Here is a 22,877-nt window from a genome sequence, read left to right as displayed (position 1 = left end):
GCGGAAGGGCGTGTTCCGGTGCTGACCCTGCATGCGGCGGACGCGCTGCGCGTCACGTGGGAGGCGGAGCCGGTCGCGGACGGCGCGGTCGCCGTCGAGGGCGACCGGATCGCCGCGGTCGGCACGCTCGCGGAACTGACGGCGCGGTACCCGGCGGCCCGGGTGCGCCGCTGGTCCGGCACGCTGGGCCCCGGTCTGACGCACGAGGGCCCGCTCCCGGACGCCCCGAGCCCCCGGGAACGGATCCACGAGGTGCTGAAGCGGGGCGCGGTGGCGGTGACGGCCGCGCACACCCCCACCCCCGACCTCCGCGCGGCCGCCACCCGCAGCGGCGTGACGGTCCTCCCCGCCGCACGCCCCCCGCTCCCCCTCGCCCCGGGCCACCGGGCCGACCTGACGGTCCGCACGGCGGAGGGCGAGTGCCAGGCCACGATCTGCGCGGGGCGCCTGCTCCACCGCCGCAGGTAGCCCCCCGCGCCCCCTACACCGCGTACAGCTCCTCGATCTCCGCCGCGAAGTCCCGGGAGATCTCCGTGCGGCGGAGTTTCATCGACGGGGTCAGATGGCCCGCCGACTCCGTGAAGTCGCCGGGCAGGACGCGGAAGCGGCGGATGGACTCGGGGCGGGAGACCAGGCGGTTGGCCTCGTCGACGGCGCGCTGGAGGACCGCGTGCAGGTCGGGGTCGTCCAGCAGGAGTTCCGGGGGGACCCCGTGTTTGCCGTTCATGCGGCGCCAGTGGGTGATGCCGTCCGGGTCCAGGGTGATCAGCGCGGCGACGAACGGGCGGCGGTCGCCGAGCAGCATGCACTGGGAGATCAGCGGATGCGAGCGGAGCCAGTTCTCCAGCGGTGCCGGGGCGACGTTCTTGCCGCCCGCGGTGATCAGGATCTCCTTCTTGCGGCCGGTGATCGTCAGATGGCCCTCGTCGTCGAGGGCGCCCAGGTCCCCGGTCGGCAGCCAGCCCTCGACGGTGCCCGGCACGACACCGCCCGCGTGCGGGTCCCAGTAGCCGCGGAACACATGGCCCCCGGCGAGCAGGATCTCGCCGTCGGCCGCGATCCGCACCCGCGTGCCCGGCAGCGGCCGGCCCACCGTGCCGAGCCGGGGCCGCAGCGGGGGCGTCACCGTGGCCGCACCGGTCGTCTCCGTCAGGCCGTACCCCTCGAAGATCTGGATGCCGGCGCCGGCGTAGAACGCGGCGAGCCGGCGGCCCAGCGGCGAGCCGCCGCAGATGATGTACCGGACCCTGCCGCCCATCGCGGTGCGGATGCGGCGGTAGACCAGGGGGTCGTAGAGCGCGCGGGCCGCCCGCAGCGCCCGGCCGGGGCCGCCCCCGGTGCCGTGCTGCCGGGCCTCCATGGCCTCCCCGTACCGTTCGGCCACCGAGGCGGCCCGGTCGAACGAGGTGGCCCGGCCGCCCGACTCGGCCTTCGCGCGGGCCGAGTGGAACACCTTCTCCAGCATGTACGGGATGGCCAGCAGACACGTCGGCCGGAACCCCGCCAGGTCCGCCAGCAGATCCTCGGTGCGCAGGCTGGGCGCGTGCCCGAGGGTGACGCGGGCGCGCAGACAGGCAACGGCGACCATCCGGCCGAAGATGTGCGACAGCGGCAGGAACAGCAGCACCGACGGCTCCTCGCTGTGCTGCGCCCGGAAGACCGGGTGGAGCAGCTCCACCGCGTTGTCGACCTCCGCGAGGAAGTTGCCGTGGGTCAGGGCGCAGCCCCTGGGCCGGCCGGTGGTGCCGGAGGTGTAGACGAGGGTGGCCAGCGAGTCCGGGCCGAGGACGCCGCGCCGGACGGCGACCTCCTGGTCGGGCACGGCACGGCCCAGTTCGGCGAGCCGGTCCACGTGGCCCTTGTCGAAGACCCAGAGGTGGTGCAGGTCGGGGAGCCGGTCGCGCTCGGGGCCGAGGGCGGCGGCCATCGCGGTGGTCTCGGTGGCCAGGGCCACCGCGCCGGAGTCCTGGAGGATCCAGCGCGCCTGGAAGGGCGAGGAGGTGGGGTAGACCGGGACGGTGACCAGGCCGGCCGCCCAGGCGGCGAAGTCCAGCAGGGTCCACTCGTACGTCGTGCGTGCCATGACGGCGATCCGGTCGCCGGGGGTGAGCCCCTCGGCGATCAGCCCCTTCGCCAGCGCCAGCACCTCGGCGGCGAACCGTGCCGCGGGCACGTCCGTCCAGCCGCCGGAGGCGTCGACACGGCGGCGCAGAACGGTTTCCTCCGGGGCCGCAAAGGCGTTGTCGAACGGGATGTCGGCCAGCGAGCCGTGTGTGACCGGGGCGGCCAGCGGCGGCACCGCCGCCTCCCGGACGACACCGTCCAGCCGCTTGAGCTCCGGCTCCACCAGTACGGGGGCGCCGGGCCGCGTGCGGTCGCGGCCCGGCGCGGGCGGGACGGCGTACGCGCCGGCGTACGGGCCGGAGTGGGCGGCGGACACGGGTGGGGCGGGATGCGGGGTGGACACGGGCGGCTCCTGGGCGTTCGGCGACGAAACACCTCTTGCGTGTGCGGGTACGGACCGCGGGGGCCGGTGCGTTCACCCGCGGGAGGTGCCGCGGCCGGACACAGAGGCGTCACCGGGCGTTACCGGTGTCGCGACGGCGATCGTATTGCGCCGCGGTGTGGACCTTGTGGCGTTTCGGGGGGCGTACGGCGCCGGGGGTGTGTGCGTTGCCCTACGGGGGTGCGCCGTGGTCCACGCGCCCCCCTTCCCCACCCCGCGCCGTTTCGCATCGACTTTACCGCCGGTAACCTGACTCCGGAGTAAGCAGCGCAAGCCCGCCGCACCCCCGCAACCCCCCCTCGGCCCGTCTCACCGCTCCCGGAGATCCCGTGCAGACCACCGGCCACACAGACCCCACCAACTCCGCACCCGCCACAAGCCCCACTGCACCCACCGGACCCACCGAGCCGGCACCCACGACCGTCCCCCTCTCCTCCGTCCCCGCTCTCCTCCCCTCCTACGTCCGCGGGGCGCTGCTCTCGCCGTTCAAGCGGTCCCGGCCGGACGCCGTGCCGCCCCGGGACCGGCTCGTGGTGCCCGGGGTGCGGATCGACCTCGCCCGGCTCGCCGCGTACGAGCGGATCTGCGGGTTCGCCACCGGCGCCGACGCGCTGCCGGTGACGTACCCGCACGTGCTCGCCTTCCCCCTGGCCATGCGGCTTCTGAGCGGCCGTCGCTTCCCGCTGCCGCTGCTCGGCCTCGTGCACACCTCGCTGGAGATCGTCCAGCGGCGCCGCCTCGGTACCGACACGGCGTACGAACTGGCCGTGCGCGTCGAGGGCCTGACGCCGCACCGGCGCGGCACGGAGGCCACCGTGGTGACCGAGGCGCGGGCCGACGGCCGCCCCGTCTGGGAGTCGCGCAGCACGTATCTGGCCCGCCACCGCACGCCCGCCGGCGCGGAGACCCCCGCGCGCCCCGCTCCCCCGGCCCTGCTCCCCGCCACCGCCGAGTGGCGGCTCGGCGCGGACGTCGGACGGCGGTACGCGGCGGTCTCGGGCGACCGCAACCCGATCCATCTGCACCCGCTCACCGCCCGCCTGTTCGGCTTCCCACGCCCCCTCGCGCACGGCATGTGGACGGCGGCCCGCTGTCTGGCCGAACAGCCCGTCGGCGAGTCCGTGCGCGTGCGGGCGGAGTTCAGGGCGCCGGTGCTGCTCCCGGACACCGTCGTCCACGCGACCGACGGCAGGGGCCGCTTCCAACTCCGCACCGGCGAACGCCTGCACGTGACGGGAACGGTGGAACCGACCCCGGGGCGGAACGGCTAACCGCCCGCCGCCACCGGCACCTGCGTTCGCTCCGGCGGGATCCACGGGCGCCCCTCCATCAGCCCGCCGAGCCCCGCCCAGGCGAAGTTCATCAGCGTGCCGGCGGCCTGCCGGGCCGGGATGCCGGGGGTGGTGTTGGCCCAGGCCGCGAGCGACTCGGCGGCGCCGACCAGGGCCTCGGCGAGCGCGGCGGCCTCCTGCCGGGGCAGCTCCCGGTCGCGGCGGCCGGCCCGGGAGGCGTCCGCGACGAGCTGGGTGACGAAGGCAACGATCTCCGCACGCATCGCGCCCACCTCCGCCGCGAACGGCTCACCCGTCGTACGGGCCTGGAGGTGCAGCACGGCCCAGCCGTCCGGGTTCTCCGCGGTGTGCGTGAAGAACGCCAGCAGCCCCTCCCAGAGCTGCCGGTCGGCGGGGAGCGACGGGTCCACCCCGGCACGCACGGCGGCGGTGAGCGCCGCCGCCTCCCGGCGGATGCAGGCGGTGAAGAGATCTTCCTTGGAGTTCAGGTACAGATAGACCAGCGGCTTGGAGACACCGGCGAGTTCGGCGATCTCGTCCATCGAGGCGCTGCGGTAGCCGCGTCGGCCGAAGGTGCGGACGGCCGCGTCGAGCATCTGCCGTTCGCGCACGGCCCGCGGCATCCGCCTGCTCTTCGCTTCGCCCATGGCCACAGGGTAGTTGCAGAACCCGCACACGTGCCCGGGCGCGGACCCGGGCAAGGGTTCAGGAGGCCTGCTCCTGGGCCCGGCCGGTCTGGGTCCGGGACCGTACCGCCTCGTCCGCGTCGTCCTCCTGGCTGCGGTTGGCGTCCAGGTTGGCCTTCATCCGGTCCACCCGGCGCACGACGTTCGCCGAGGCCCGGTCCCGCTCGCCCCGCAGCACCACGAAGCTGATCGGCGCGGAGATCACCAGGGCGAGCAGCACGATCCACATGCCGTTGGAGTCGCCGAGTCCGCGCGGGACGATGCCCGAGTAGACGAGGCCCCAGACGACCACGAGGCAGCCCGCGAAGATCCCAAGGCGCATCAGCGTGTAGCGGAGCATCTCAATCCACTCTTCCGTCCCGAACAGGTCCCGGACGTTCCGGCGCGAACAATCCGGCGCGAACGCCGCCAAAGGCGTCGTCCCCACCCTCCAGTGAAGCACGCGCACCCCCCCGATCTTGCAGGGGGCCCTGGCGGGCCGCGCTCCCGGTCAGCCGAGCGGGAGCAGCATCGTGATGTCGTCGCGGTCGTCCCCCGGGGCCACCCGGATCGCGCCGGGCACCCGGCCGACTTCCTTGTAGCCGCAGGACTCGTAGAACCGTTCGAGGCCGTTGCCGCCCCGGCAGGTGAGCCGTATCGCGTCGATGCCGGGCATGCCGCGGACGGCCTCCTCGGCGGCGGCGAGCAGCTCGCGCCCGTGGCCGCGGCCCTGCCGGCCGGGGTGGACCATCACCGTGTAGAGCCACACCCAGTGCCGCATCAGCCGGTGGGTGTTGGCCGCCACGAAGGCCGCCGCGACGATCTCGCCCGTCTCGTCGCGGCCGACGAGGAGCCGGGTGTGGCCCTCGGCCATGGCGACGAAGTGGCGCACCAGCGCCGGGCGTATGTCCTCCGGCTCCACCGGCGGCACGAAGCCCACCGAGCCGCCCGCGTTGGACACGTCCGTCCACAGGGTGAGCAGGCCGTTGCGCAGTTCGGGCGTGACGGCCGGGTCGAGTGCGAAGGTCAGGGACACGGCCGCCTCACACCCGCATCGGCTGGGGCTCGTCGCGGCGGGCCGGGTCGGCGCCGTCGTACTCGCGGATGATCTCGTAGCGCGTGTTGCGCTCCACGGGGCGGAAGCCGGCGTCGCGGATCAGGTCGAGCAGGTCCTCGCGGGTGAGCTTGTTCGGCGTGCCGTAGTTGTCGGCGTCGTGCGTGATCTTGTACTCGACGACCGAGCCGTCCATGTCGTCCGCGCCGTGCTGGAGGGCGAGCTGCGCGGTCTGCACGCCGTGCATCACCCAGAAGACCTTGACGTGCGGGACGTTGTCGAAGAGGAGGCGGGAGACCGCGAACGTCTTCAGGGCCTCCGCGCCCGTCGCCATCTGGGTGCGCGCCTGGAGGCGGTTGCGGATCTTGCCGTCCTTCATGTCGACGAAGTCGTGCTGGTAGCGCAGCGGGATGAAGACCTGGAAGCCGCCGGTCTCGTCCTGGAGTTCGCGCAGCCGCAGCACGTGGTCGACGCGGTGGCGGGGCTCCTCGATGTGCCCGTACAGCATGGTGCACGGGGTCTTGAGGCCCTTCTCGTGCGCCAGGCGGTGGATGCGCGACCAGTCCTCCCAGTGGGTGCGGTGGTCGACGATGTGCTGCCGCACCTCCCAGTCGAAGATCTCCGCGCCGCCGCCGGTCAGGGACTCCAGGCCCGCGTCGATCAGCTCGTCCAGGATGTCGGAGGCGGACATCCCGGAGATCGTCTCGAAGTGGTGGATCTCCGTGGCCGTGAACGCCTTCAGGGACACGTCCGGCAGGGCGGCCTTCAGCTCCCGCAGCGAGCGCGGGTAGTAGCGCCACGGCAGGTTGGGGTGCAGGCCGTTGACGATGTGCAGCTCGGTGAGGTTCTCGCCCTCCATCGCCTTGGCGAGCTTGACCGCCTCCTCGATGCGCATCGTGTACGCGTCCTTCTCGCCCGGCTTGCGCTGGAAGGAGCAGTAGGCGCAGGACGCCGTGCACACGTTGGTCATGTTGAGGTGGCGGTTGACGTTGAAGTGGACGACGTCGCCGTTCTTCCGCGTCCGCACCTCGTGGGCGAGCCCGCCGAGCCAGGCCAGGTCGTCCGACTCGTACAGCGCGATGCCGTCCTCGCGGGTCAGCCGCTCACCGGACCTGACCTTGTCCTCCAGCTCGCGCTTGAGCCCGGCGTCCATGCGATACCTCATTCTCTCCGTGCAGACTCAGACAACCGTACGCCCGCGCGCACGCTCCCCCGCCGCGGACCCGGCCCCGCGTCGGCGGGGCCCGCCGCGGACCTCAGAGCACCTCTTCGGGCAGCTCGCCCACCCTGTTCTCCCACTTCGTGGAGAGCACGATCGTGGTACGGGTCCGGGAGACGCCCTTGGTGCCGGACAGCCTCCTGATGGTCTTCTCCAGGCCGTCCACGTCGGAGGCCCGCACCTTGATCATGAAGGAGTCGTCGCCCGCGATGAACCAGCAGTCCTCGATCTCGTGCAGGTCCTTCAGCCGCGTCGCCACGTCCTCGTGGTCGACGGCGTCGGAGAGCGAGATGCCGATCAGGGCGGTGACGCCGAGCCCGAGCGAGGCGGAGTCCACGGTGGCGCGATAACCGGTGATCACGCCGGCCGCCTCCAGGCGGTTGATGCGGTCGGTGACACTGGGTCCCGACAGACCGACGAGGCGGCCCAGCTCCGCGTAGGAGGCCCGGCCGTTCTCCCGCAGGGCCTGGATGAGCTGCCTGTCCACCGCGTCCATGCGATCGCTGGCCTTCCGCTAGTTGTGGTTGTGGGGGTGTTGCGTCGTCGTACGGCCGCCGCCGAGGTCGCCCTCCCAGCGGCGGTAGAGGGTGTGCGGGACGCCCGCCGCGTCCAGGGCCCGACCGGCGACGAAGTCCACCAGGTCCTGGATGTGCGTCGCCCCGGCGTAGAAGGCGGGCGAGGCGGGCAGGACCGTCGCCCCGGCGTCGTCCAGGGCGACCAGGTGCCGCAGGGTCTGGCCGTTCAGCGGGGTCTCGCGGACGGCGACGACCAGGCGGCGCCCCTCCTTGAGCGTGACGCTCGCCGCGCGCTGGAGCAGGTCCTTGGAGAGCCCGAGCGCGACCCCGGCCACGCACGCCGTCGACGCGGGCACGATCAGCATGCCCTTGACGGGGTACGACCCCGAGGACGGCCCCGCCGCCAGATCACCCGCCGCCCAGTGCCGGACGGCGCTCAGATCGGCGGCCTCGGCCGCGAACGTCTCCGGCTTGCCGTCGGCCCCCCGGGCCAGCCAGGCCCGCAGATCCTCCCGCCAGTGCGCGTCCCGGAAGCCGATGCCGGTCTCGTCGAGCAGGGTGAGCCGCGAGGCGCGGGACACCACGAGGTCCACGCTCTCGCCCGCGGCGAGCAGCGCGCGCAGCACGGCTGCGGCATACGGGGTACCGGAGGCGCCCGACACCCCTACGATCCAAGGTGTACGCGCCGTCCTGCCTGTGTTGGCCGGGTTCACGACACCGAGCCTATCCGGCGCCGGGTGGCGGGAACCGGACGAGGGGTCCGACCGTTGACCGGACGGGAGGAGTCGGACGACTCACCCGGCGGATCACTGGTGGGGGGAGCCATGTGGGGTACGGAAGGCAGGGGTAGGGACGGCGGCGCGCTGCCCGCGTGGTCGCGGGGCGAGCGGGCGGGGGCCGCGGCCAAACTGATGGCCGGCTGGGTCGCGCTGCTGTGGCTCCTGGAGCTCGTCGACGTGGCGAGCGGCCACGCGCTGGACGGCCTCGGCATCGAGCCGCGCCGCGTGTCCGAACTGGTCGACGTCGTGCCGGCGTCCTTCATCCACTTCGGGTTCGGGCACGTGGCCGCGAACAGCGTGCCGCTGCTGGTGCTCGGTTTCCTGGCGGCACTGAGCGGGATACGACGGTTCGCGCTGGTCTGCGCGCTGATCGTCGTCGCCGACGGTCTGGGCGTCTGGCTGGTGGCCCCGGCGGGCACCAACACCGCGGGCGCCTCCGGGCTGATCTTCGGCCTCTTCGGCTTCCTCCTGGTCAGCGGCTTCACGGAACGCCGCCCCCTGGGTGTGGTGGCCGGCCTGCTGGTGGCGGCGGTCTGGGGCGGCTCGATCCTGACCGGCCTGGCCCCCACCCAGACGGGCATCAGCTGGCAGGGCCATCTGATCGGCCTCATATCGGGCGTGGCGGCGGCGTTCCTGTTCCGGCGCGGACCGGCGGGGGCACGAGGGGCTCCGACGGCGTAGGGGCGGCGGTTCCCGGCCCGCGCCGCCCGGTCAGACCGTCAGCCCGCGCACCAGCAGGTCGAGCAGCGCGCACACGAACAGCGCGATCCCGATGAAACCGTTGACGCTGAAGAACGCGCGGTTCAGGCGGGTCAGGTCGTGGGGGCGGACAAGGGTGTGTTCGTAGAGGAACGCGCCGGCGACGATCACCAGGCCGAGCCAGAAGAAGGCGCCGGCGTCGGTGGCGAGGGCGAACCAGACGAAGAGGGCGGTGGTGACGGTGTGACAGGCCCGGGCGCCCCAGATCGCGGCGGGGATGCCGAAGCGGGCGGGCACGGACCGCACGCCGACCTCGCGGTCGGTCTCCACGTCCTGGCAGGCGTAGATCAGGTCGAAGCCGCCGATCCAGATGCCGACGGCCAGGCCGAGGATCACCGCGTCCCAGGACCAGGAGCCGCTGATCGCCAGCCAGCCGCCGATCGGGCCCATCGCCTGGGCGAGCCCCAGGATGGCCTGCGGGAAGTTGGTGAACCGCTTGCCGTAGGGATAGACCACCATCGGGACGACGGCGACGGGGGCGAGCGCCAGGCACAGGGGGTTGAGCAGGGCGGCGGCGCCGAGGAAGACGACGAGGGCGACGAGCGCGCCGGTCCAGGCGTGCTTCACCGACATCGCGCCGGTGACGAGCTCACGGTGGGCGGTGCGCGGATTGCGGGCGTCGATCTCGCGGTCGATGATCCGGTTCGCGGCCATGGCGAACGTGCGCAGCCCCACCATGGCGACGGTGACGAGCAGCAGCCGGCCCCAGTGGATGTTCTCGTCCCACTCGTACATCGCGGTGAGGGAGGCGATGTAGGCGAAGGGCAGCGCGAACACGGAGTGTTCGATCATCACCAGGCGCAGGAACGCCCTGGTGCGCCCCGGCTGCTGGGGCAGGGCCGCGGAGGCGCTGGTCACAGTCCGTACTCCTTCCACCGGCGGTCGACCTTCGCCGCCGTCTCGGGGTCCGACAGGACCATCTCGGGCCAGCCCCCGTCGCGCGTGTACCCCTCCTCGGGCCACTTGCGCGTGGCGTCGATGCCCGCCTTGCCGCCCCAGAACTGCTGGTAGGAGGCATGGTCGAGATGGTCGACGGGGCCTTCGACGACGCTGAGGTCGCGGGCGTAGTCGGTGTTGCCGAGGGCGCGCCAGGCGACCTCGTGCAGGTCGTGGACGTCGCAGTCGGCGTCGACGACCACGATCAGCTTGGTCAGCGACATCATGTGGGCGCCCCACACGGCGTGCATGACCTTCTGGGCGTGTTTGGGGTACTTCTTGTCGATCGAGACGATCGCGCAGTTGTGGAAGCCGCCGGCCTCGGGGAGGTGGTAGTCCACGATGTCCGGCACGATGATCTTGAGGAGCGGGAGGAAGAACCGCTCCGTGGCCCGGCCGAGCGGGCCGTCCTCCGTCGGGGGCCGCCCCACGACGATCGACTGGAGCAGCGGGCGCCTGCGCATCGTCACGCAGTCGATGGTGAGCGCGGGGAACTGCTCCTGCGGGGTGTAGAAGCCGGTGTGGTCGCCGAAGGGGCCCTCGGGGAGCATCTCGCCGGGCTCCAGCCAGCCCTCCAGGACCACCTCCGCCTGCGCGGGGACCTGGAGCGGGACGGTCTTGCAGTCGACCATCTCGATCCGCTTGCCCTGCACGAACCCGGCGAACAGGTACTCGTCGATGTCGCCGGGGAGCGGGGCGGTGGCCGCGTAGGTCACGGCGGGCGGGCAGCCGAAGGCGATCGCGACGGGCAGCCGTTCGCCGCGGCGGGCGGCGACCTGGTAGTGGTTGCGGCTGTCCTTGTGGATCTGCCAGTGCATGCCGATGGTGCGCTCGTCGTGGCGCTGGAGGCGGTAGAGGCCCAGGTTCCGGATGCCGGACTCGGGGTCCTTGGTGTGGGTGAGCCCCAGGTTGAAGAAGGAGCCGCCGTCCTGGGGCCAGGTGAACAGCGCGGGCAGCGCGTTCAGGTCGACGTCGTCGCCGCGCAGGACGACCTCCTGGACGGGGGCGCTGTCGGACTTGACCTTCCGCGGCGGGACGTGCGCCATCGCGCCGAGCTTGCCGAAGGCCTCGCGGACGCCGACGAAACCGTGCGGCAGCTCCGGCCTGAGCAGGCCGCCGATCTTGTCCGAGATGTCGTTGTACGACTTCAGGCCGAGGGCCTTGAGGAGGCGGCGGTCGGTGCCGAAGACGTTCATCGCCAGGGGCATCGCGCTGCCCTTGACGTTCTCGAAGAGGAGGGCGGGGCCGCCGGACTTCTGTACGCGGTCGACGATCTCCCCGACCTCCAGGTACGGGTCGACCTCGGCCTTGATGCGCTTGAGGTCGCCCTCGCGTTCCAGCGCCCGGAGCAGGGAGCGAAGATCGTCGTAAGCCATGCGAACCAGTATCCGTCACGGGCTAACCTGGGCCCGTCACCGGGGCCGACCTGGTCCCCTCATCGGGGCCGATCCGGTTCCGCCACCGTCACCGTCCTACGGTTCCTGGGGGAACGCGCGACCATGCTCAGGTATCTGCCCTTCCTGCTGGTGCTGGCCTTGTGGATCTTCGCCTTCGTGGACTGCCTGAACACCCCGGAGGAGGAGGTGCGGGGGTTGCCGAAGGTGGTGTGGGTGATCGTGATCCTGCTGTTCGGGGAGGTGCTGGTGGGGCCGGTGGCGTGGTTGATCGCGGGGAAGAAGCGCGGGTTCGGCGCTGCCGGTGCCGGCGCCGGTGCGGGGCGCTGGGTGGCGCCCGACGACAATCCCGAGTTCCTGAAGTCGCTGGGGGAGGACGGGAAGCGGCGGGACGCGGAGGGCTGAGCGGGGGGGTCCTCGCCCCCGCCGCCCTTACCCTTCCCGGCCCCAGGGCTCCCCGCCCCTTCGACCCCGGAAAGCGCTTCAGAGCTCGGGGGCGGGGGTTACACGCCCGCGTACGAGTGCTTGCCCGAGACGAAGATGTTGACTCCGTAGTAGTTGAAGAGCCAGCAGGCGAAGGCGATGAGGGCGATGTAGGCGGCCTTGCGGCCCTTCCAGCCGGCGGTGGCGCGGGCGTGGAGGTAGCAGGCGTAGGCGACCCAGGTGATGAAGGACCAGGTCTCCTTGGGGTCCCAGTTCCAGTAGCGGCCCCACGCGTCGCCCGCCCAGATCGCGCCCGCGATGATCGTGAACGTCCACAGGGGGAAGACCGCCGCGTTGATCCGGTACGCGAACTTGTCCAGGGAGGACGAGGCCGGGAGGCGTTCCAGGACGGACGTGGCGAAGCGGCCCGGCTTGCCGCCGGTCGCCAGCTTGTTCTCGTAGGAGTCCTTGAACAGGTACAGGATCGTGCCGACGGCCCCGACGTAGAACACCGCGCCGCAGAAGATCGCGGTGGAGACGTGGATGTAGAGCCAGTACGAGTGCAGCGCGGGCACGAGCTGGTCGCTCGCCGTGTAGAGCACGGTGACCGCGAGACCCAGGTCCAGCAACACCGTCGTGATCAGCGGCAGGCCGAGCCAGCGGACGTTCTTGCGCAGCGCGAGCAGGACGAGGAAGACGCCCACCGCGACCGTGGAGAACGTGATGTTGAACTCGTACATGTTGCCCCACGGCGCCCGTCGCACCGAGAGCGCGCGCGTGAGGACGCCGGCGAACTCGATGAGGAACGAGAGCACGGTGAGCGAGACGGCGATCCTGCCGTACATGTCGCCCTGCTCGTCCCCGCCGTGGGCGCCCGGTCCGTCCGGCACGTCACGGGAGCCGGCCGCGGCGCGGACGACGACCTCCGGGCGGTCCAGGACGGCGGTGCCCCCGGCCGTCTTGACGGTGACCGCGGGGGCCTGCGCCCGCTTCGCCCCGGCCCCGTCGGCGGTCAGCGCGCTGGCCGTGCGGGCCACCTTGCTGCGGCTGCCGAACAGCCATTCGGCGATGTAGGCGAAGAAGGCCAGGGTGTAGACGGCCATCGAGGAGTAGATGAGCGTGTTGCTCACGCTCGCGAGGTGTTCGTTGGTGGCGGCGGCGAGGCTCATCACTGCTTCTCTGCCCCTTCGGCGGCGGAAACGGGGGGTTCGGGGGCCGGCTCGGCGGCCGGTTCGGCGGTGGACTCGGTGACGGGCTCGGTGGCGGGCTCGGTGCTGTCCGGCTCCCGGTCGGGGGCGCGGCCGGCCGCGTCGTCGGACGTCTCCGTCCGCGTCGGGGCCCGTTCGTGGACGCGGGCGGCCAGGTCGCCCAGTTCCTGCGGGAGCTTCGCGGACTCACTGCGGCCCAGGCCCGCCATCTCGACGACCGTGACGCCGTCGGCGCCCCGCACGGCCCGCACCCACACCCGGCGGCGCGAGATGAACAGCGAGGCGGCCAGCCCCAGGATCGCGGCGACGGCTCCGGTCAGCGCCCAGATGCTGCCCGGCTCCTGGACGATCTGGAAGCCGGCCCACTCCTTGACGTCCTTCTCGAAGGTGATCGAGCCGTTGCCGCCCGGCAGCTTCATGGTCTCCCCCGGCAGCAGCCGGGACTTGAGGATGTCGCCCTTGGCGTCCTTGAACTGCTTCGCGTGCGAGGTGTCCAGCTGGTACACGTTCTGCGGGATGCCGGAGTCGGCGCCGAGACTGCCGTGGTACGCCGACAGCGCGAGTACCGGGTAGTCCAGCGCCGGGAACTGGGAGAACATCGTGCCCTTGCCCTCACCCGCGAACGTCGGCACGAAGAACGCGGCGAAGCCGAGCTGCTCCTTCTTCCCCTGGGCGTTGGTGTAGCCGTCGAGCACCTTGATGGCGCCCTGCGAGGTGACGTTGGAGTCGATCGGCAGCAGCGGCACGGCCTGGTGGAAGACGACCTTGCCCTTGGCGTCGCGCACGGTGACGACCGGGGCGTAGCCGTGGCTGACCAGGTAGACCTTGGAGTCGCCGATGTGCAGCGGGTGGTTGACCTTGACGGTCGTCTTCTTCTGCTCGCCGCCCGCACCCTGGCGGTAGGTGATCGCCGCCTCGTAGGTGCGCGGGGTGCCCTTGTTGGGGCCGGTGCGCTCGTAGGTGCCGGTGAAGCTCTTCAGGTCGAAGCTGAACGGCACCAGGTCGTCGGCGGTGAAGAGGCTGCCGGACTTGATGTCGTCGTACTGGGTGGGCGTGTTGGCGAAGCCGTCGCCCTCGATGACCAGCTTCTCGCCGTCCGACTTGTACAGCTGGCCCCAGGCGAAGGAAACCAGCAGCACGATCAGCGCGATGTGGAAGATCAGGTTGCCCAGCTCGCGCACGTACCCCTTCTCGGCGGCGACCGCGTCCCCGGCGACGTGCGCGCGGAAGCGGCGCTGCCGCAGCGCCCCCAGCGCGGTGGCGCGGACCTCCTCGGGGTCGGCGTCGGTGCGCCAGGTCGCGTACGCGGGCAGCCGGGTCAGCCGGCGGGGCGCGCCCGGCGGCCGGCTGCGGAGCTGGCCGACGAACTGCCAACTGCGCGGGATGATGCAGCCGATGAGCGAGACGAACAGCAGGATGTAGATCGCGGAGAACCACACCGAGCTGTAGACGTGGAACAGTCCCAGCCTGTCGTAGACGGGGCCGAGGGTCTTGTGGGCGGCCTTGAAGTCCTCGACCTTGAGCGCGTCGGTGCCCGACTGCGGGATCAGCGAGCCGGGGATCGCGCCGAGGGAGAGCAGGAAGAGCAGGATCAGCGCGACCCGCATGGAGGTCAGCTGCCGCCAGAACCAGCGGGCCCAGCCGGTGATCTCGCGCAGGGTCCAGGTGAGCCACCCCTTGGCGCCGGGGCCGCGGACCCCGCCGAAGGAGCCGGGGACGACGGTGTCGGTGGGGGCGGTGGAGAGCTGGGAGCCGGCGGCGCCGAGGTCCTGGTCGTCTCCCACCACGTGCGCCGGCCCGGGTGCCGGGTCGGTGGTCGTCTCGGTGGTCGTGGACTTGCTCATCGATCAGATCCCCACAGTGAAGCCGTTGGACCAGGTCTGCATCTCCTGCACCAGGTGGTCCCAGGCGCCGGTGAGCAGCAGTACCCCCGTGACGATCATCATCGTGCCGCCGATCCGCATGACCCACACGTAGTGCCGCTTGACCCAGCCGAAGGCGCCGAGCGCCTTGCGGAAGGCGACGGCGGCGAGCACGAACGGTACGCCCAGACCGAGGCAGTAGGCGACGGTCAGTATGGCCCCGCGGCCCGCGCTCGCCTCGTTGGAGGAGAGGGCGAGCACGGAGGCGAGGGTCGGGCCGATGCACGGCGTCCAGCCGATGCCGAACAGCGCGCCGAGAAGCGGCGCGCCGACCAGGCCCGCGGCGGGACGGCGGTGGAAGCGGAACTCGCGCTGGGTGAGCCAGGGCATCAGGCCCATGAAGAAGACGCCGAGCGCGATCATCAGCACGCCGAGCACCTTGGAGAGCGTGCCGCTGTACTCCTGCAGCGTCTGCCCGAAGTAGCCGAAGAGCGCCCCGCCGGAGACGAACACCACGGTGAACCCGGCGACGAACAGCGCGGCCCCGCCGGCCATCCGGCCGCGTCTGGCCTCGGCCAGGTCGGTGCCGGTGACGCCGGTCACGTAGGAGAGGTAGCCGGGGACGAGCGGCAGGACGCACGGGGAGAAGAAGGAGACGAGGCCGCCGAGCACGGCGACCGGCACCGCGAGGAGCAGGGCTCCGTTGCGGACCGTCATGTTCGGGTCGGTGGCTGCGGCGAGGAGCACGGCGTCAGTTCTCCGCCACGACCGGGTCGAGCATCTCGTGCAGCTTGTCCTCGCTCAGCGGCTGGAGCGTGCGCGCGGCGACCTTGCCGTCGCGGTCGAGGATCAGCGTGGAGGGGATGGCCTGCGGGTTGAGCGTGCCCTTCTTGAAGCGCAGCAGCAGCCGGCCGGTGGGGTCGTACAGGCTCGGGTAGGTGATCCCGTGGGCCTTCTCGAACTCGACGGCCGGGGTGGTGCTGGTGTCCCGGGTGTTGATGCCGACGAACTGCACGCCCTTGCTCGCGGTCTCCTTGGCGACCTTGGCGAAGTTGTCGGCCTCGGCCCGGCAGGGCGAGCACCAGGAGCCCCAGACGTTGAGGACGACGACCTTGCCCCGGTAGTCGGCGACGTCGAGCTGCTTGCCGTCGATGGTCTTGCCGGACAGGTCGGGCGCGGTCTGCCGGTCACCCTTCTTCGCGGTGTCTATGCCGTCCTTGCCGGCGACGAAGTTGGTGTTGCCGGAGCCCCCGGAGATGCCGCCGGAACCACAGGCGGTCAGCAGGAGTGCCGCGACGGCCGCCCCGGCACCGGTCAGGGCGGTGCGGCGACGGCTGCTGCGACGGCTCACGGTGCGGTTCGGACGCTGGGGGGTGCGGCGGGCGGCACTCATGTGAAAAGTTTCGCATGTCCGTTCCGGGGATCTTGCGCACCCCCCTCGCGGACCGAAACCCGCATTTCAGGCAGGGTGCGCGGGTCAGGCGGCGTCCTCGGAACCCTTGCCGGTCCCGGTGCCGCTGCCGGTCTCCGTGCCGGTGCCCTCGCCCGTGTCCGTGCTCGTCCCGGTGTCGTCCTTGAGGAACTCCTTCCAGCCGCCGGCCGGCTTCTGGCCGACGTCGAGCGACTGGAGCTTCTCGACGATCTCGGGGCGCTGCACGTCCAGCCAGTCCACGAACTGGCGGAAGGAGACCAGGCGCACGTCGGCGCCCTTCTCCTTCTCCCGCGCGATGTGCTTGAACGCCTGCTCGACGGCGTCCATGTAGATGCCGCCGTTCCACTCCTCGAAGTGGTTGCCGATGAAGAAGGGCGCCCGGTTGGACTCGTAGGCCCGCTTGAAGCCGTTGATGTAGGCGTTCGCGGCCTGCGTGCGCCAGCCCGGGTAGTTCGAGGGCGGGGCCTTGGTGGAGTTCACGGACTGGTTGGCCAGCATGTTGTAGTCCATCGAGAGGACCTCGAAGCTGTGGCCCGGGAACGGCACGCCCTGGAGGGGCAGGTCCCAGACCCGGTTGCGCTGCTCGGGCCAGCGCTGGCGGCCGCCGGGCGAGGAGGCGTCGTAGCGCCAGCCGAGCTCGCGCGCGGTGGGGAGCAGGTTGTCCTGGCCGAGCAGACAGGGGGTGCGGCCGCCGACGAGCTCCTTGTCGTAGTCGAACGGGAGCGAGGGCAGGTCGGTCCAGCCGGTGTTGGTCCGCCACTCCTTGACGAAGGACTTGGCCTGGTCGATCTCGCTGCGCCACTGCTTGGGCGTCCAGTTGGCGACCGTGCCGTGGCCGGAGCAGAAGTGGCCGTTGAAGTGGGTGCCTATCTCGTGGCCGTCCAGCCAGGCCTGGCGTATGTACTTCAGCGTGAGCTTGATGTGCTCGTCGGTGAGGTAGCCGATGTCGGAGGCGCCGGGGGCGTTGTTGGGCCCGTGGTACATGCGCTTCTTCGACTCCGGGAGCAGATAGAGCCCGGAGAGGAAGAACGTCATGTGCGCGTCGTGCTCCTTGGCGAGCTTGAGGAAGCGCGGGAAGAGGCCGTTGCCGACCTCGCCGGCGCCGTCCCAGGAAAAGATCACGAACTGCGGCGGGGTCTGGCCGGGCTCCAGCGGCACGGGCTTGTCGGGCTGGTGCGGCTGGGCCCCGGTGTCGGACGTGGAGCCGTCGCCTATGGGGCGCGCGGTGGGCTTGGGGCTGCTGGACTCCTTCTTGCCGGAACCGCCGGCGTGGGTGGCGGCGTCGTCGTCCTTGCTGCCACCGCACGCGGCGAGTCCCATCGCCGCGGCGGCGCCCGCACCGAGCCCGATCATTCCTCGCCGGCTGATGTTCCGCATGGGGCGGCCCCTTGTTCTCGCTGCACTCAGCTTCCGCTCAGCTGACTCCCAGCTGACACAGAGGTAGAGGGCGGGGGCGAGTCGGGGGTTCCGTTCGGGGGAGGGTTATGCCCCGGTTGTTACGAAAATACGATCATTCAGCTCAGCGAGAGATCGGGGGCGGTGCCTCTCACAGGCACCGCACACGCCTCACGCCCCGAACGCCTTGGTGTTCCCCTTCCCCTTGCCTCCGGCAAGCAGATGCGCCGGCACCAGGTCGCGAGCCGGCTCGGTGTACCCCACCGAGACGATCCGGTCCCCCTGGAACGTGAACGTCGTCAACGACGCGAGCGTGCACTGCCGCTTGCGCGGGTCGTGCCACAACCGCCGCTTCTCCACGTACGACCGCAGGATCCAGATCGGCAGCTGATGGCTGACGCACACCGCCTCGTGCCCCCGCGCCGCGTCCCGCGCGGCGTGCAGCGCCCCCATCATCCGTACGACCTGGTCCACGTATGGCTCGCCCCAGGACGGCTTGAACGGGTTGACGACGTGCTTCCAGTTGGCCGGCCGCCGCAGCGCGCCGTCGCCGACGCCGAAGGTCTTGCCCTGGAAGACGTTCTCCGCCTCGATCAGCCTCTCGTCCGTGGCGAGGTCGAGACCGTGCGCCTTGGCGATGGGCGTCGCCGTCTCCTGGGCGCGCTCCAGCGGGGAGGCGACGACATGGGTGACGTCACGGGTGGCGAGGTGCTCGGCGACCCGCTCGGCCATCTTCCGGCCCAGCTCGGAGAGGTGGTACCCGGCGAGCCGCCCGTACAGGACGCCCTCCGGGTTCTCGACCTCACCGTGCCGCATCACGTGCACGACGGTGATCTCGTCGTTCCTGCTGTTGTTCCTGCTGTCGTTTCCGGGGGTGCTCATGCGGCCGTGGCCTCCGCTGCTGCTCGGGCCGCCGCCGGAAGGGCGTCGGCGATCCGCTCCAGGGCCCGGTCGTCGTGCGCGGTGGACACGAACCAGGACTCGAAGGAGGAAGGGGGAAGGTGGACGCCCTGGGCGAGCATCGAGTGGAAGAACGCGGTGAAGCGGTACGACTCCTGCGCGCGGGCGTCCTCGTAGTTCCGCACCGGACGGTCGGTGAAGAACACGGAGAACATGTTGGAGGCGTTCTGCACGGTGTGCGCGACGCCCTCCTTGGTGAGCGCCTGAGTCACCAGCGCCCGCAGCCGCGCGGAGACCGCGTCGACCGTGGCGTACGCGGCGTCGTCGAGGAGCCGCAGCTGGGCGAGGCCGGCGGCGGTGGCGACCGGGTTCCCGGAGAGGGTGCCGGCCTGGTAGACGGGGCCGGCCGGGGCGAGGTGCGCCATGACGTCGGCGCGGCCGCCGAACGCGGCGGCGGGGAAACCGCCGCCCATCACCTTGCCGAAGGTCATCAGGTCGGGCTCGACGCCGTCGACGCCGTACCATCCGGCACGGCTGGTGCGGAAGCCCGTCATGACCTCGTCGGAGATGTACAGCGCGCCGTCCTCGCGGCACAGGTCGCGCAGGCCCTGGTTGAAGCCGGGCAGCGGCGGGACGACGCCCATGTTGCCGGGCGAGGCCTCGGTGATCACGCAGGCGATCTCGCCGGGGTGCGCGGCGAAGGCGGTACGGACGGCGTCGAGGTCGTTGTACGGCAGCACGATCGTGTCGCCCGCCTGGGCGCCGGTGACACCGGGGGTGTCGGGCAGGGCGAAGGTGGCGACGCCGGAGCCGGCCGCGGCGAGGAGCGCGTCGACGTGCCCGTGGTAGCACCCGGCGAACTTCACCACCTTCGCGCGCCGGGTGAACCCGCGCGCGAGGCGGACGGCGGACATGGTGGCCTCGGTGCCGCTGGAGACCAGCCGGACCTGTTCCAGGGGCGCGACCCGGGCGACCATCTCCTCGGCGAGCGCGACCTCGCCCTCGCCGGGCGTGCCGAAGGAGGTGCCGCGGGCGACGGCCTCCTGGACGGCGGCGATCACCTCGGGACGGGCGTGGCCGAGGATCATGGGTCCCCAGGAGCACACGAGGTCCACGTATTCCCTGCCGTCGGCGTCGGTCAGGTACGGACCGGTGCCGGACACCATGAACCGGGGCGTACCGCCCACGGCACCGAAGGCGCGGACCGGAGAGTTCACGCCGCCCGGCGTGACGGCCTCGGCGCGCTCGAAAAGAGTCTGCGAAACTGGGGCTTCGTACGGATAGCTCACATGAGCCATGGTGTCAGAGGCGTCGGGGATTCCGCGGACTGGTGTTTCACCGCACGTTTCGGCGAGCGGCCGTGGGGGAGGTCACTGACACGATGATCGGGTTGCGCGGCGGGGACCACGAGTCCTAGAAAAGCAGTCGGGTGGAGATATGCATCGCGGTGGCGGACTGGGCGAGGGGACCGATGACCTGGGTCCTCGGCGTGCCCGGCGGGGAAGGCACCGGCGCGACGCGGAGGAGACGACAGAACCACGACAAACACGAGCGACACCGCAGCCACCGCAGACGTCCCAGACATCTCAGGCACCGGATCTCGAGGCTTCACCGGCGGAACCTGAGCGGATCGAGCGGCTGGCGCGTATGGATGGCATGGACCATGCGAACCGTAGGGCTGACCACAGGCCGGATCGACTCGGCGACCGTCTGGGCGATCGACTCGGCGCAGGAAGCGGGAATGGTGGCCGGGTGGGGGTGACGTACAAGTACTTCGGCGCACCCGACGGCGCCACGGCGGCCCGTGTCCCGATCTCGATGCGCCCCGAGGAGCTCGGCGGGGACGAGCTCGGCATGGGCGGCATGTTCACCAAGATCAAGCCGGAGACGATGGCGGCGATGGTCCTCACGGGCATCGAGGGCGTCCCGCTGCACAAGGTCCCGCCGCTCGAACTGGTGGTCCTGCATCCCGACTACGCGGTCGTGAAGCTCCCCATGACGGTCGTCGACCCGCTGCGCGGCATAGGCGAGGAGGCGGTCGGCGCCGCCGCCTTCATCTGGTCCACGGTCCCCGACCGCGGCGGCCCCCGCGACGCGTTCAACGTCTACCAACTGCTCCACGAATGGCAGGACTTCAGCCACCGCCTGCACGAGGCGGGGCATCAGCCGTACTGCCTGGTGTGGCCCTGAGCCGAGGCTCCACCGGCAGCGGGCGGGGCCTTCGGGCCCCGCCTCTCTCCTCTCCCCGGCCGCCCGCGTCACCCGGCGGGAAGGATGGAGGACAGCCCGCCGGCGCCTCCGGTCACGCGTGCGACAGCGCGAAGGAGACCAGGAAGCCGCTGACGGTGACCAGGCCGATCGCCAGAGGGGTGTCCTGGAACGCCTCGGGGATCATCGTGTCCGCGACCATCGCCAGGATCGCGCCCGCGGCCACGGCCGTCACCGCGGCGACCACCGCCACCGACAGACCGCCGACCACGCTGTAGCCGAGCACCGCGGAGACGGCACTGGCCGCGGCGATCGCCCCCCAGACGCCGAAGACATAGCCCTTCCCGCGCCCGGCCCGCTTCATCCCGGCCGAACTGGACAGTCCCTCGGGGATGTTGCTGATGAACACCGCCGCCACCGTGACCAGGCTGACCGCACCGCCGTCGAGCAGGCTGACGCCGATCACCGCCGACTCGGGCACACCGTCCAGCAGCGCCCCGAGGGCCAGCGCCAGGCCCGAGCCGCCCTGCCCCTCCTCGGAGGGCTGCGACTGATCCCTCCGGTGACCCGAACGTTTGCGGTGACGGGCGCCGCGCCGGGCCAGCCACACGTTGCCGGCCGTGTAGGCCACCGCCCCGCCCAGCGTTCCGAGGGCCGCCGGGCCGAGACCGCCCTCTTCGTAGGCCTCCCCGACCAGTTCGAACGAGACGGCGGACAGCAGCACGCCGGCGCCGAAGGCCATCACCCAGGCGATGACCTTCTGCGGCACCCGCAGCGCGTAGCCGCACCCCGCTCCCAGCAGCAGGGCGCAGCCCGCCAGCAATCCCCATCCACCTGCTTGCATCACTTCCGGCATTGGCTCCGTGTACCCACACGAGCGAGCTGTGATCAGTGCGCGCGGTCCGCCGGCGTCAGGACGGGGCGCGAACGCTCTTCGCTCGGGAGCACGACATCCGCCAGTCGGGATGACCCACCGGGGGGAACCGAGCGGGCCGCGGGCGTGAGCGGTGGCTCAAAAGCGCGCAGGGTGAACAGACTGGGGAGCCGGTCCGTGCTCGTCGCCCGAAACGGGGTACTCCGGCGCCCGAGTCCCCCGCTCGTCCCGTCCCCAGGAGGCAACGCCCATGACGTTCAATCCACTGGAGCAGCGGGGTATCCCGCTGGACCGCCAGGTGCGCAGCTGGCGTGAGCTGAACGTGGCTCCGATCGATCCCGGACCACTGCGACCCGTACACCCGGTGCCGGATCATCACGATGAACGGGATCGAGATCGAGGCGATCATGTTCAGCCACCAGCTCGCCCGCCACACTGTGGACCCCGAGATCAAGCGGCAGCTGGCGCGGGTGCGCTACATCGAGGCGCAGCAGCAGAAGGTCGTGAACTGGCTGCTGCCGGGTGTCTCCTCGGTGCTGGAGACGACGATCGCGTACGAGCAGGTCGCGGTGGACCTGACGGCGTGGGTGGCGCGGATGGAGCCGGACCCGTACCTGACGCAGGCGTACCAGTTCGGTGTGCTGGAGGACTTCGATCACCTGTACCGGTACGCGAACCTGTACGAGATGATCGAGCACCGCAAGGCGGAGTCGATCGTCGACGGCCTGACCGAGGTCATGCCGGGAAGGCCCACCAGGGTCCACCACCGGGACCCGTACGACAACGTCCGCGACCCGTACGACAAGGACCGGGCCAATCCGCTCTCCAAGCTGCACGCACTGACGATCATGTCGGCGGAGCAGCAGACGATGAACTTCTACCTGAACACCGGCCCCACCTACATGGAGCCGATCGCCCGTCAGCTCTACCAGGAGATCGGGCTGATCGAGGAGGAGCACGTCACCCACTACGAGTCCCTCGTGGACCCGGGTGAGACGTGGTGGGAGCAGCTGGTCAACCACGAGTACAACGAGTGCTACCTCTATTACTCCTTCATGGAGCAGGAGAGCGACCCCAAGGTCAAGGCGATCTGGGAGCTGCACCTCAACATGGAGCTGGAGCACCTGCACGCCGCCTGCGACCTCATGCGCCGCCACGACGGCCGCGACCCCGCCTCGGTGCTGGCCCCGGAGCTGCCGAACGTGCTCACCTTCGAGCCGAACAAGGGCTACCTGCGCGAGCTGCTCGGCACCCAGATGGACCTGACCACGCTCGGCGCCGGCTACGTGCGTGAGGCGCACGAGCGGTTCGAGAAGATGCAGGAGCAGATCCACGGCGGCGAGGCGCCGCCGAGCGACCGGGTCATGACCGGGCACGACGAGATGTTCGGCCGCGAGTACCGCGTCCAGTCCGAGGGTGAGCACCCCGACCCCACGCAGCGCGAGAAGTAGGGGAG

Annotated in this window: 22 protein-coding genes and 1 pseudogene; 6 read left to right on the top strand and 17 right to left on the bottom strand. The window is 71.4% G+C overall.

What is annotated here, in order from left to right:
* Window positions 1-18: 18 nt before the first annotated feature.
* Window positions 19-468, top strand: a complete 450-nt coding sequence (locus tag OIE12_RS18790) for an imidazolonepropionase-like domain-containing protein (protein WP_329136830.1) — start codon at window positions 19-21, stop codon at window positions 466-468.
* Window positions 469-481: 13 nt separating this feature from the next.
* Here the strand turns inward: OIE12_RS18790 and OIE12_RS18785 are convergent, their stop codons facing one another.
* On the bottom strand, window positions 482-2,467 hold the full coding sequence (locus OIE12_RS18785) for an AMP-dependent synthetase/ligase (RefSeq protein ID WP_443053854.1): 1,986 nt from the start codon (window positions 2,465-2,467) through the stop codon (window positions 482-484).
* Between the two features lie 368 nt (window positions 2,468-2,835).
* Here OIE12_RS18785 and OIE12_RS18780 point away from each other — a divergent pair, with 368 nt between their 5' ends.
* Window positions 2,836-3,777 (top strand): MaoC family dehydratase, encoded by a 942-nt coding sequence (locus tag OIE12_RS18780; RefSeq protein WP_443053853.1) that lies wholly within the window; start codon window positions 2,836-2,838, stop codon window positions 3,775-3,777.
* On the opposite strand, the gene OIE12_RS18775 is transcribed toward OIE12_RS18780, so the two are convergent.
* From OIE12_RS18775 to OIE12_RS18750, 6 genes are all read right to left on the bottom strand, one after another.
* Complete coding sequence (locus tag OIE12_RS18775; protein ID WP_329136828.1) at window positions 3,774-4,445, bottom strand: TetR/AcrR family transcriptional regulator; 672 nt, start codon at window positions 4,443-4,445, stop codon at window positions 3,774-3,776. The genes OIE12_RS18780 and OIE12_RS18775 overlap by 4 nt on opposite strands.
* Window positions 4,446-4,503: 58 nt before the next feature.
* Complete coding sequence (locus OIE12_RS18770) at window positions 4,504-4,824, bottom strand: DUF4229 domain-containing protein (RefSeq protein ID WP_329136826.1); 321 nt, start codon at window positions 4,822-4,824, stop codon at window positions 4,504-4,506.
* A 150-nt stretch (window positions 4,825-4,974) separates the two neighbouring features.
* Window positions 4,975-5,499: a GNAT family N-acetyltransferase gene (locus tag OIE12_RS18765; protein ID WP_329136824.1), complete on the bottom strand. Its 525-nt coding sequence runs from the start codon at window positions 5,497-5,499 to the stop codon at window positions 4,975-4,977.
* Window positions 5,500-5,506: 7 nt separating this feature from the next.
* Complete coding sequence (mqnE, locus tag OIE12_RS18760) at window positions 5,507-6,670, bottom strand: aminofutalosine synthase MqnE (RefSeq protein WP_329136822.1); 1,164 nt, start codon at window positions 6,668-6,670, stop codon at window positions 5,507-5,509.
* A 103-nt stretch (window positions 6,671-6,773) separates the two neighbouring features.
* On the bottom strand, window positions 6,774-7,232 hold the full coding sequence (locus tag OIE12_RS18755) for an Lrp/AsnC family transcriptional regulator (protein ID WP_329136820.1): 459 nt from the start codon (window positions 7,230-7,232) through the stop codon (window positions 6,774-6,776).
* Between the two features lie 18 nt (window positions 7,233-7,250).
* Window positions 7,251-7,964 carry a UbiX family flavin prenyltransferase gene (locus OIE12_RS18750; RefSeq protein ID WP_329136818.1) on the bottom strand — a complete coding sequence of 238 codons (714 nt, stop codon included), beginning with the start codon at window positions 7,962-7,964 and terminating at the stop codon, window positions 7,251-7,253.
* Window positions 7,965-8,075: 111 nt separating this feature from the next.
* Between OIE12_RS18750 and OIE12_RS18745 the strand changes: the two genes are divergently transcribed.
* The gene (locus OIE12_RS18745) at window positions 8,076-8,711 is read left to right on the top strand and encodes a rhomboid family intramembrane serine protease (RefSeq protein ID WP_329136816.1); all 636 of its coding nucleotides are present in this window, start codon (window positions 8,076-8,078) and stop codon (window positions 8,709-8,711) included.
* 30 nt (window positions 8,712-8,741) lie between these two features.
* Here OIE12_RS18745 and mqnP read toward each other — a convergent pair whose 3' ends face one another.
* Together mqnP and OIE12_RS18735 are read right to left on the bottom strand one after the other, a co-directional pair.
* The gene (mqnP, locus tag OIE12_RS18740) at window positions 8,742-9,647 is read right to left on the bottom strand and encodes a menaquinone biosynthesis prenyltransferase MqnP (RefSeq protein ID WP_329136814.1); all 906 of its coding nucleotides are present in this window, start codon (window positions 9,645-9,647) and stop codon (window positions 8,742-8,744) included.
* Entirely contained in the window at window positions 9,644-11,101 is a 1,458-nt protein-coding gene (locus OIE12_RS18735; RefSeq protein ID WP_329136812.1) for a menaquinone biosynthesis decarboxylase, read from the bottom strand. Before OIE12_RS18735 ends, mqnP begins: the two co-directional genes overlap by 4 nt.
* Window positions 11,102-11,224: 123 nt before the next feature.
* Here OIE12_RS18735 and OIE12_RS18730 point away from each other — a divergent pair, with 123 nt between their 5' ends.
* A complete protein-coding gene (locus OIE12_RS18730; RefSeq protein ID WP_329136810.1) occupies window positions 11,225-11,524 on the top strand; it encodes a PLD nuclease N-terminal domain-containing protein in 300 nt (99 codons plus the stop codon).
* Between the two features lie 98 nt (window positions 11,525-11,622).
* Here OIE12_RS18730 and ccsB read toward each other — a convergent pair whose 3' ends face one another.
* From ccsB to hemL, 7 genes are all read right to left on the bottom strand, one after another.
* Window positions 11,623-12,711, bottom strand: coding sequence for a c-type cytochrome biogenesis protein CcsB (gene ccsB, locus OIE12_RS18725; RefSeq protein ID WP_329136809.1), 1,089 nt, complete (start codon window positions 12,709-12,711; stop codon window positions 11,623-11,625).
* Window positions 12,711-14,594: a cytochrome c biogenesis protein ResB gene (resB, locus tag OIE12_RS18720; RefSeq protein WP_329136807.1), complete on the bottom strand. Its 1,884-nt coding sequence runs from the start codon at window positions 14,592-14,594 to the stop codon at window positions 12,711-12,713. Before resB ends, ccsB begins: the two co-directional genes overlap by 1 nt.
* A 3-nt stretch (window positions 14,595-14,597) precedes the next feature.
* On the bottom strand, window positions 14,598-15,329 hold the full coding sequence (locus OIE12_RS18715) for a cytochrome c biogenesis CcdA family protein (protein ID WP_329142042.1): 732 nt from the start codon (window positions 15,327-15,329) through the stop codon (window positions 14,598-14,600).
* A gap of 34 nt (window positions 15,330-15,363) precedes the next feature.
* Complete coding sequence (locus tag OIE12_RS18710; RefSeq protein ID WP_329136805.1) at window positions 15,364-16,005, bottom strand: TlpA family protein disulfide reductase; 642 nt, start codon at window positions 16,003-16,005, stop codon at window positions 15,364-15,366.
* A gap of 84 nt (window positions 16,006-16,089) precedes the next feature.
* Entirely contained in the window at window positions 16,090-17,421 is a 1,332-nt protein-coding gene (locus tag OIE12_RS18705) for a hypothetical protein (protein WP_329136803.1), read from the bottom strand.
* Window positions 17,422-17,610: 189 nt separating this feature from the next.
* Window positions 17,611-18,321: a histidine phosphatase family protein gene (locus OIE12_RS18700; protein WP_329136801.1), complete on the bottom strand. Its 711-nt coding sequence runs from the start codon at window positions 18,319-18,321 to the stop codon at window positions 17,611-17,613.
* Window positions 18,318-19,637, bottom strand: a complete 1,320-nt coding sequence (gene hemL / locus OIE12_RS18695; RefSeq protein ID WP_329136800.1) for a glutamate-1-semialdehyde 2,1-aminomutase — start codon at window positions 19,635-19,637, stop codon at window positions 18,318-18,320. The genes OIE12_RS18700 and hemL overlap by 4 nt, the downstream gene beginning before the upstream one ends.
* Before the next feature lie 139 nt (window positions 19,638-19,776).
* Between hemL and OIE12_RS18690 the strand changes: the two genes are divergently transcribed.
* Window positions 19,777-20,529 carry a hypothetical protein gene (locus tag OIE12_RS18690; protein WP_329136798.1) on the top strand — a complete coding sequence of 251 codons (753 nt, stop codon included), beginning with the start codon at window positions 19,777-19,779 and terminating at the stop codon, window positions 20,527-20,529.
* A 112-nt stretch (window positions 20,530-20,641) separates the two neighbouring features.
* Here the strand turns inward: OIE12_RS18690 and OIE12_RS18685 are convergent, their stop codons facing one another.
* Window positions 20,642-21,403, bottom strand: coding sequence for a ZIP family metal transporter (locus OIE12_RS18685; RefSeq protein ID WP_329136796.1), 762 nt, complete (start codon window positions 21,401-21,403; stop codon window positions 20,642-20,644).
* A gap of 268 nt (window positions 21,404-21,671) precedes the next feature.
* On the opposite strand from OIE12_RS18685, the pseudogene OIE12_RS18680 reads away from it, so the two are divergent.
* Window positions 21,672-22,872: pseudogene (locus tag OIE12_RS18680) on the top strand (hypothetical protein).
* Window positions 22,873-22,877: the final 5 nt, after the last annotated feature.

Source organism: Streptomyces sp. NBC_00670 (assembly GCF_036226765.1).
GTDB lineage: Bacteria > Actinomycetota > Actinomycetes > Streptomycetales > Streptomycetaceae > Streptomyces.
This window is presented reverse-complemented; position numbering and strand designations above follow the sequence as displayed.